The organism is Mycobacterium sp. NGS11, assembly GCF_059813315.1.
Window position 1 is genome coordinate 26,783 of record NZ_JCALEJ010000038.1, and the last position, 7,560, is coordinate 34,342.

The following is a 7,560-nucleotide window of genomic DNA, read 5'->3' on the forward strand; positions in this document are numbered from 1 at the left end:
CGATGTCGGTAGAAGCGCGTACCCCGGTGGTCGTCGGCGTGGGCGACGTCACCCATCGCGGGGACGATTTCGTGGACCCGATCGACTTGGCGGTGGAGGCCGCACGCCGCGCGGTCAAAGACGCAGGTCGCGCGGTCGAGCGGCGCATCGACACCGTCGCGACTCCCGGCATCCTGGTCATACCGCGCGACAATCCCGCCAGCAGGATCGCCGAAGCGATGCGCATCAGTCCCGCCCGCCGGATCAGTTGTCCGGTCGGCGGAAACACCCCGCAGTATCTCGTCGAAGTGTTGGGTGGCGAAATAGGCGAAGGCCGCGCAGATGTCGTCCTGGTCGTCGGGGCGGAGAGCGGGCATTCCGCGCGCAAGCTTCAGGGCAGGGCACTTCTCGACTCGCCGCCTCCGCCCCGCTCCAGCGACGAATCCCTGGGCGACGCTCGCCCAGGGCTGAGCCAAGCCGAATTGTCGGTGGGTCTGAGTTGGCCGCACGAGGTGTATCCCATCTTCGAGTCCGCGATCGCCGCGCGCCACGGCCGCGACTTCGATGCTCAACGGGAGTGGCTGGGCACGCTGATGGCACCGTTCACAGCCGAGGCGGCACGCCATCCCCAACAGGCCTGGTTCCCACGTTCACGAAGTGCCACCGAACTCAGTGAAGTCACCGCGGAAAACCGCATGGTCTGCTTGCCCTATCCCAAGCTGCTCAACAGCATCATGTCCGTCGACATGGCTGCCGCCTTCATTCTCATGGCGGCCGAGGTGGCGGACGAATTGGGCGTCGCGCGCGATCGTTGGGTCTTTCCCTGGTCAGCAGCGACTTGCAACGACGTGTACTTCCCCGTGGAACGGCCGGACCTCAGCCGCTCATCGGGTATCGAGGTAGCAGCAAGGAAGGCTCTCAATGCGGGCCGGTTGACCATCGACGACATCCGGTGGTTCGACCTCTACTCCTGCTTCCCGTCGGCAATTGAGATGGCTGCCGAGGCTCTCGACTTGGACCCCCTCGACGACAGAGGCCTCACAGTAACCGGAGGCCTGCCGTATCACGGCGGTCCCGGAAACAATTACGTCAGCCACTCGATCGTTGAGATGGTCCGACGGTGTAGACGCGACCCAACCGATGTCGGACTCGTCACCGGCCTCGGGTGGTATTCGACGAAGCATTCGGTCGGTCTTTGGTCGGCCACCCCGCCACCAACCGGGTGGCGACTGCTCGACACGGCAGTCGAGCAAGCTCAGATCGATTCATCGAGGTTGGGTGTCGCAGGCGTCGACGAGGCGACCGGTTGCGCGACAGTGGACGGATACACCGTCGTCTACGACCGAGACGGGCAACCTCGATGGACTCCGATCATCGCGCACCTGTACGACGGGCGAAGAGTCGTCGCACGCAGCGACGATCCGCAGATCGCCGAGGCGATGGGCGCGGAAATGTACGTAGGTAAAACGGTGTGCCTCCGAGACACAGGGTCGTTCACCGGATTCGAGCTTCCATGATCGCCGAGGCGATGGTGCTGACCGGACCGCGGAGTCTGCAGCGGCGGCAGATGACCATCCCCGACGTCGGCGACCGGGGTGCGATCCTGCGAGTTGAAGCATGCGGTCTGTGCGGAACAGATCACGAACAATTCACCGGACACCTGCCTGCCGGCTTCTCATTCGTTCCAGGGCACGAAATCGTCGGCATCGTCGAACATGTCGGCGCTGCGGCCGGCCAACGCTGGGGTGTACAAGCCGGCCAGCGCGTGGCCGTTGAGGTGTTCCGGTCCTGCCGAGACTGCCCCGAGTGCCGCCGTGGCGAATACCGGCGGTGCGCGGTGAACGGTATCGCCACCATGTTCGGGTTCGTCGACGTGGAGATCGGCGCGGGCTTATGGGGCGGATACGCCACCCATGTGGAGCTTCCGTGGGACGCGATGCTGCTCCCGATTGCCGACGACATGGACCCCGCTCTCGCCACGTTGTTCAACCCTCTCGGGGCCGGTATCCAATGGGGGGCGACTCTTCCCGACACCAAGGCCGGGGACGTCGTAGCGATCCTGGGGCCCGGCATCCGCGGAATCTGTGCGGCGGTGGCGGCCAAAGAGGCGGGAGCCGCGTTCGTCGCGATGACCGGCGTCGGCCCACGCGACGAACAACGACTGGCCATAGCCAAATCATTCGGTGTCGACCTGCCCATCGATGTATCGCAGGACGATGCAGCGGCCGCGCTCCAGCGTGAGACAGGCGGACGGCTTGCCGACGTGGTCGTCGACGTCACCGCTAAAGCACCCTCCGCGTTCGCCGATGCCGTCGGCCTTGCCAGGCCCGGCGGCACAGTTGTGGTGGCCGGCACCCGCGGAGGAGGCGGCGCGCCCCGGTTTGAACCAGACTTGTTGGTCTATAAAGAATTACACGTCGTAGGCGCACTCGGCGTGGAGTATCCCGCCTACCGGGCAGCCCTCGAGATTCTCGCCACGGGGCGCTGGCCGTTCGACCGGATCACCAGAGAATCAACCGGATTCGCTGGGCTCGCGCAGCTGCTCACTTCGCTTGCAGATGAAAGTGCCCGATCAAGTGGGGCGCTGCACAACGTCTTTTTGCCGACGCCCTAACGGCGTGGGCAGAGGTTCAACAGAGAGGGCCACCCGTGACCATGGCGGAACGCGTACCGATGCTCGACCGTGAGCAGGCCCAGCTGCGAGCTGCCGAATGTGGGTTGCCCGAAGAGTTGGCAGAACTGTCGGTATTCCGCGTGGCACTTCATCAGCCGCGTGTGGCGGTTGCGCTGTATGGGCTGCTGGACGCGTTACTCTTCCGCGGTTCCCTTGACGCGCGGCTACGCGAGCTGGTCATCTTGCGCATCGGCTGGATCACTGGCTCCGAATACGAATGGACTCAACATTGGCGAATCGCCACACTTCTCGGCGTGTCTGAGCAAGACCTCCTCGCGGTGCGCGACTGGCAGAATTCCGAAAACCTCGGGCCAGTCGAGCGTGCGGTCCTCGCAGCGACCGATGATGTGGTACGGGACGGGGTCATCTCCGAGGAAAACTGGGCCGCGTGCCAGAAGGCATTCAATGGCGATCACGCGATTTTGGTCGAACTTGTCGGAGCGATCGCCAATTGGCGGCTCTTTTCGATCCTGCTTCGATCCCTGAATATTCCGCTTGAATCCGGTACCGACGGCTGGCCGCCCGATGGGCGAGCTCCTCGACGTGGCGATTGAGCGAAAACGTGGGCCGATGCTTGACCGAAGCGGTCAGCGCCCCAATCGCAAGACCATGACCCGTGTCGTAGGCGGACAAGTCCCCTCCTAGCGCGCAGCCCGCGTGCATTTCGCTCCGGCAATATCCAGTAGCCTGCGTTGAGCAACCGGCGCGTCGCCTACGTTGAGCAACCGGCGCGTCGCCTGGGTTGATGGCGGTTGTCTTCGTCGGCTGGTCGCCCTTCGCCGGCAACGCCCCGCGCAGCGGTGTGCAGAATCAATTCGTTGTAACCGGCAAGATCTGTCCGTGGCCATGAAAAAGTACCCACTAGTGGCATCCATCCCGTGTTCGTCGTGTCGATCAGGAACTGCGAGCCCCCATGGCGACGGTGAAGGCGCCAACCAATCGCCGCCACCACCGGGGAGTTCCATTGAAGTCTGTGAGGGACCGTATGGACATCATTTCTGCCTATCAACAGCTCGGGTCCTAGCGAGCCGCCGCCGAGCACTGCAGCAGTACCACCCCCAGGACCGTCAAGAAGGTCGTGGACAAGTTCGAAGCCGACCAGGCTGGCGTGCCGCCGCCACCGCGGGCCGAACGCAGCCACAAGTGCGGTGAGCTTGCGGATCTGGTCGCCGAACGCGTCGAGAAATCGCAGGGCCGGATCTCGGCCAAGCGGTCGTTGCCGATCGCCGTGGCAGCCGGCTACGAGGGTTCTGACCGGAACTTCCGACGTCTGGTTGCCGATGCAAAGCGTTCTGGCACAGCCAGAATCACCGTGGCCGCCGCCCGGCGGTGTGGTCGCCAAGAGAATATCTGGTCATCGACTGGGCCCAAGGCGAACCAAGATTGTTTCTGTTCTGCGCAGTGCTGGCGTTCTCTCGCTGGCGGTTCGTCCGCTTCGCCAGCGACCAGCGCGCGGCGACCACGCTAGCATTGATTGCTGAAACCGCTAACACACCAAATACACCCCGCCACAACATGACCCGGCTCCGCGAGCTCCGCGGGTAGCCTTCGGACTGCCCACTCACCTTGAGTATTTTCCGGTCAGTCAAGTCGCCTTCTGGATCCGTTAGTCTCGGTGCGATACTATCAGTACCGGATACCAGATGTCCGAGGAAGGGCGCTGATCATGGCTGATAGCGGCATGGGTTCCGGTGGAGTGGGTGTTGCGGAGGCCCCGGCAGTAGAACGATACCCTAAGACGCGGCTGATACGGTTCCCCTTCGGTCAGGAGAACAAGTATTTTTTCGACGATGACCTCGTATTCAGTCACATGTGGGCGAACCTTTCGGGGTCGTTCCCGCCAGGTGAGGAGTTGTTTATCCGGTCGGTGCGCCGGTTCGCCGATCAGATCACCGACCCGGTGTTGAGAAAGCGGGTAGCGGGGTTCATCGGTCGGGAATCGGTGCACGGGCAGCAGCACCGAGCTTGAACGACAAGCTTGTTGCGATGGGCTACCCGATCGCGTGGTGGGATTCGGAGAAATTCATTTATTGGGTGAAACGCGTTGAGGAGTTTCTACCTCCGCGGATCCCGCTCGCTTTTACCGCAGCTGCCGAGCATTTCACGGCCATCCGTGCCGAGAAGATCCTCGCCGACGATGACTTCAACGCGATTCACGGCGATGCGGAGGTATGGAACCTCCTGAAGTGGCATGCGATCGAGGAGTTGGAGCACAAGTCGGTAGCGTTCGATGTGTTCCAAACGGTGGGCGGCACCGAGAAGGTGCGCCAGCGTGTCATGGCGGTGATGATTCCCCTGCTTTTACTGCTGATGAGAGGGGTGTTGGCGTACTCGGGGTCCAAAGACCCCGACGCGCGTCGCCGGGGGTCCATGCGACTGGTGCGGGAACCTACCGGCTCTACCGCGGACCACTGTTACGGGGAATTATCCCTGAGCTGCGCATCTACCAGCGGACCGGGTTCCATCCCGATGACATCGACACAAGTGCATTACTGGAGCGATGGCAAGCAGAACTCTTCGGCACCGAAGGAACCCTTATCGGCTACCTCAAGTAACTACCTAACGCGAGTAACAATGGAGCTGCGGGAGTCCCAAGCAGCCGAAATCAAGAACGCCAAACCCGCACGCGGCTTCCGGACTTCGCCAACTACCGGCTCCGGCTACTCACCGCATTCATCCGTGATCCCGGTCATTGTCTTCTGAATACCAAGTGGGAATAAATGCAGGATAACCGCCCCTGATGGAGAGAAATGAGCAGATATTCCGCACAGCGGTCGCCTTTCGTACTGGCGCGGATGTCAAGGAACTGGCCCTTTCGCCGATTTCGCGCTGGGCTACTTCCAACGCGATGGACCCAGTTTTACCGATCGATGACAGCCTGCGTTTCACGACCAAAACATCTCGCCGCCCAATATTACCGGCTCCGGCACCTTACCCCAAGGCAATCTCCGGAGGTGTCGAATAGCGTATAACTTAGTAAACGACTACGATGCTGATGCTTGCATATCAAGTTTCTATCGCTTAAGGATGCCCCTTGCACTCTCACGGGTCTGTGTTTACCCAAACCGCAGAGACTGTGTGGTTTGCCCGCATATCGCGCAGTCATATCACTCGGCAGGCGCCGTATGACAACCATATCGGCATCTAACACCATAAAGCTACCACCTGAGGTGGTATTCGACTACGTTACTGACTTCCGATGGATGCCGGATTGGGTGTTTGGCTTGCATAGCGTTGAGCCGGTCGGGGATCAATCTATTGGCCTCGGCACCGAATTTAGAGGAAACGGCAAGATCGGTCCCATTGGGATGACCGGAATAGGCCGGATCAGCGAGTGGCAGCCAAACAAACTCTTCACCGTGGAACTTTTCACAAACAACGAGATTAAAGCATCATGTACCTCCACCTTGACGCGGATAGAGCCTGAACTCACTCACGTCGACATAACGGTCGGCTACACTTTTCCAGGAGGACTAACCGGCAAAGTTATCCAACGCGCTATAGAGCCGCTACTTGGTTCGGGTATCCGCTCTAGTGTACGGACTCTTCGTCGACGGTGCTTAAGTGCTTCCTGCTGAAGAGATTTCCTGTCGATCGACGGTATACAACCGTGAGTTTTCGGCCATCCTAGTCGTGCCGAAGCAACCGTAATTGCAACGGCCACACCGGGCGCTAGTTGGTCCGCTTGATCGGAAAGCGCAAGCCCCAATTAATGTTCGCTGGACGCCAAAAGTTAACATTTAGGTTCCTCAATTCGAGTTTAACTCGCCCGCGGAGTAAACGACTTGTGAATTACCGGGGATACGGTTAATAGGGCTTGGAGGTGAGAACTTTTTTAGTGGATACGCGGGCGGCCGCCAAAACGCCGCGGCGTCGGACGCCGTGAAGTGAAAGTACTGATCGTGCGGTCCGCTCACTGGTGTCGAATTGGTCAACCGATTTTTTGGTGCGCCGGCACGGGTGGGTCTGGGTGTTGATCATTGGCCTCTGGGCCGCTGCGGGATCCTATGTACTTACCCCAAAAAGATGTGGCAGTGGAGCACTCGGCCGAACCGACACAGTCGCCATTGGCCAACATGGCGCGCATGTTAGGCAAACCCAAGGACATCCACTTACGAGGTACTCAGCCGGGGTAATGCCGAGATCGCCGTTTCATACCTTGATGAGACCGGACAGGCGAGGCTCTATATCGGAGCGTCGCCGTGGAGCATTATAGTTAAGACTAGCGATATGAGTGCACTGAATAAATCGGCGTGGCGGTTGGGTTGTTGGCGGCGTGGTCGGCGATGATTTTGGGGTGCAAGGTCATTCGGATAGTCAGCGGGAATTGCTGGATGCGGAGGCGGTTGCTGGGCATCTTGTGAAGGCGGGCAGTGTATTTGCTTTCTTGGCCGGGCATCGGCAAGCGTTGTTCCCAGACGAGATGTTCGCCGATCTGTTCCCGACGGGCCCGGGGCGGCCCAGTGTGCCAGCCGACGTGATGGCCACGGTGATCACGTTGCAGGCCTTACACGGGCTTTCTGATAGCGAGACGGTGGATGCCGTCATGTTTGATTTGCGCTGGAAAGCGGCCTGCGGGTTGCCGGTCAGTGCGGGGGCGTTTCATGCCACCACGCTGACGTACTGGCGGCGCCGGTTGGCGGCCTCGGATCGGCCTAACCGGATCTTTGAGGCGGTCAAGGCCGTGGTGGCAGCGACGGGGGTGTTGGCCGGTAAGACGCGTCGGGCGTTGGATTCCACCGTGCTTGAGGACGCGGTGGCCACCCAAGACACCGTGACCAGCTGATCGGGGCAATCCGCCGGGTGCGCCGTGAGGTGCCAGGCGCGGCTGGCGTGGTGGCCCACCACTGCAGCGCCCACGACTATGACAATGCGGGCAAACCCGTGATCGACTGGGACGACCCGGC

The 7,560-nt window shown here is 61.1% G+C and carries 4 protein-coding genes and 4 pseudogenes; all 8 read left to right on the top strand.

All coding sequences use genetic code 11. From position 1 onward, the window contains the following. The first annotated feature begins 2 nt into the window (after nt 1-2). Entirely contained in the window at nt 3-1,496 is a 1,494-nt protein-coding gene (locus tag AC5Y4T_RS24985) for an acetyl-CoA acetyltransferase (RefSeq protein ID WP_072501199.1), read from the top strand. After that, a complete protein-coding gene (locus tag AC5Y4T_RS24990) occupies nt 1,493-2,593 on the top strand; it encodes a zinc-dependent alcohol dehydrogenase (RefSeq protein ID WP_499955989.1) in 1,101 nt (366 codons plus the stop codon). The genes AC5Y4T_RS24985 and AC5Y4T_RS24990 overlap by 4 nt, the downstream gene beginning before the upstream one ends. Nucleotides 2,594-2,628: 35 nt before the next feature. Next, the gene (locus AC5Y4T_RS24995; protein ID WP_069953670.1) at nt 2,629-3,207 is read left to right on the top strand and encodes a carboxymuconolactone decarboxylase family protein; all 579 of its coding nucleotides are present in this window, start codon (nt 2,629-2,631) and stop codon (nt 3,205-3,207) included. Between the two features lie 410 nt (nt 3,208-3,617). Continuing rightward, a pseudogene (locus tag AC5Y4T_RS25000) lies at nt 3,618-4,135 on the top strand (IS21 family transposase); the annotation flags it as partial. A gap of 199 nt (nt 4,136-4,334) precedes the next feature. Beyond that, nucleotides 4,335-5,208, top strand: a pseudogene (locus AC5Y4T_RS25005) (metal-dependent hydrolase). A gap of 570 nt (nt 5,209-5,778) precedes the next feature. Next, nucleotides 5,779-6,231: an SRPBCC family protein gene (locus tag AC5Y4T_RS25010; RefSeq protein WP_072501196.1), complete on the top strand. Its 453-nt coding sequence runs from the start codon at nt 5,779-5,781 to the stop codon at nt 6,229-6,231. 529 nt (nt 6,232-6,760) lie between these two features. Beyond that, nucleotides 6,761-6,943: pseudogene (locus AC5Y4T_RS25015) on the top strand (hypothetical protein); the annotation flags it as partial. A 7-nt stretch (nt 6,944-6,950) separates the two neighbouring features. Beyond that, nucleotides 6,951-7,560, top strand: a pseudogene (locus AC5Y4T_RS25020) (transposase); the annotation flags it as partial.